This window comes from Clostridium sp. MF28 (genome assembly GCF_002969175.1).
Lineage (GTDB): Bacteria > Bacillota > Clostridia > Clostridiales > Clostridiaceae > Clostridium > Clostridium beijerinckii.
In genome coordinates this window covers 3,027,501-3,029,639 of record NZ_CP014331.1, presented here as the reverse complement: position 1 = coordinate 3,029,639, position 2,139 = coordinate 3,027,501, and the positions used below count along the sequence as shown (strand labels likewise).

Below are 2,139 nucleotides of genomic sequence, written 5' to 3'. Positions count from 1 at the left end.
TTTTATCTGGAGATCATATATATAAGATGGATTATACAAAGATGCTAGATTTCCATAAAGAAAAACAGCAGAGGCAACTATAGCTGTTATTGAAGTGCCAATGGATGAAGCATCTCGATTTGGAATAATGAATACAAGGGAAGATTTATCAATATATGAATTCGAAGAAAAACCAAAAAACCCAAAAAATAATCTAGCATCAATGGGAATATATATTTTCAATTGGAAAACTCTAAAAAAATATTTGAGAGAGGATGAATCGGACAAGACATCAAAAAATGACTTCGGAATGAATAAATTCCAAGTATGCTTGGGAATGGAAATAAAATGGTTGCTTATCCATTTAAAGGATATTGGAAAGATGTTGGTACTATAGATAGCCTATGGGAAGCAAATATGGATTTGATAAGAGAAGATAATGAACTTGATTTACATGATGAGGAATGGAAGATATATTCAGTCAATCCAGTAAGGCCGGCACAATATATAGGCGAGAATGCAAAAGTATCTAATTCATTAGTTGTTGAAGGTTGTGTTGTTAATGGACAAGTGGAAAGCTCAATATTATTTCAAGGAGTTCAAATAGGAAAAAACTCAGTTGTTCGAGATTCAATAATTATGACGGATGCTAAAATAGGTGATAATGTAGTTATTGAAAAAGCAATTGTTGGAAGCGGAGCAATAGTTCGAAAAGACTGTAAGATTTCTTTAGGTGATGAAATAGCTATTATTGCAGCAAAAGAAGAAGTAAAAATGGGTACAGTTATAGAAAATAATAAAGCAGTTTAGCGAGATCACTAAGGGGGAGAAAGAAATGAAAAAATTGTATTGGTATAATCAACTTAGATGAAAATGAAAACAGAATGGGTGAATTAGTAGTTAATAGATCTCTTGCTTCAGTTCCTATTGCAGCAAGATATAGAATTATAGATTTTATTTTATCAAATATGACTAACTCAGGAATTAATTGTATAGGAATATTTACAAAGAATAAGTCAAGGTCTCTAATAGACCATTTAACAAATGGAAGACCATGGGACTTAAATAAAAAAAGATGGATTAAAAGTTTTTAACTTTGGAAATGACGAGCCTGTTTATGATGATGTCCATAATTTCGCTGAAAACATACAATTTTTAACACATAGTAGAAGAGAGTATGTATTATTAGCACCAAGCTATATGATTTGTAATATAGATTACAATGAAGTTTTGGAATACCATAAGAGTACAGGTAAAGATATTACAATGGTATATAAGAAGGTAAACAATGCAGATGAAGCTTTTGGTGATTGTGGCGTATTAAACTTTGATGATTCAGGAAGCGTTATAAGTGTAGGAGAAAATATAGGGAAAAGTCCGAAGGCAAATATTAATATGGAGATGTATATATTAAAAACTGAATTATTTATAAATTTTGTAAATGAATGTGTAAGCAGTGGAATGTATCGAAAGGTCAAAGAGTATATTCATAATAATTTAAATACACTAACAGCAAGTGCTTACGAATTCAAAGGACATTTAGATTGTATAAATTCCATTAAGGCAATTATATGAATAGCAATGTGGGGATTTTTAAATAGAAAAGTAAATAAAGAAATTTTTAATGATGAAAGACCTATATATACAAAAACTAAAGATGAAGCGCCAACTCACTATGCAGATACAAGCAGTGGTTATAAACTCAATAATAGCAAATGGTTGTAGAATAGAAGGAACGGTTGAAAATTGCATAATAGGCAGAAGAGTATATATAGGAAAAAATACAAAGTTAAAAGATTGTATAATAATGCAAAATAGCAGAATTGGTGACGATGCAGTATTGGATAATGTAATCGCAGATAAAGGTAGCGAGATAAGAAGTGGTGAGACCCTTATTGGATCAGTTATGTATCCTTTGGTTATAAAGAAAAAAAGTAGTATTACTAAGTAAAGATATATAGAAGATACTATTTTTAGAAATTGAATAGTTATATTATTATAAAATATTAATTAGGTAAGTATCAGAAAATTAGATTTGTGATTCATTAAGTTAGTATTATCTATATTAGGAAAATTAAATGCAGAATTTGAACGATATAGTGATTAACAACTAAGAAATAATGTTAGCAAAGTATAATTTTATGATGCTTACTTTATTTA

At 29.3% G+C, this 2,139-nt stretch carries 2 pseudogenes; both read left to right on the top strand.

The features are described 5' to 3' along the window. Positions 1 to 789: pseudogene (locus tag AXY43_RS12905) on the top strand (sugar phosphate nucleotidyltransferase); the annotation flags it as partial. A gap of 74 nt (positions 790 to 863) precedes the next feature. Next, positions 864 to 1,930 (top strand): annotated as a pseudogene (gene glgD / locus AXY43_RS12900) (glucose-1-phosphate adenylyltransferase subunit GlgD). Positions 1,931 to 2,139: the final 209 nt, after the last annotated feature.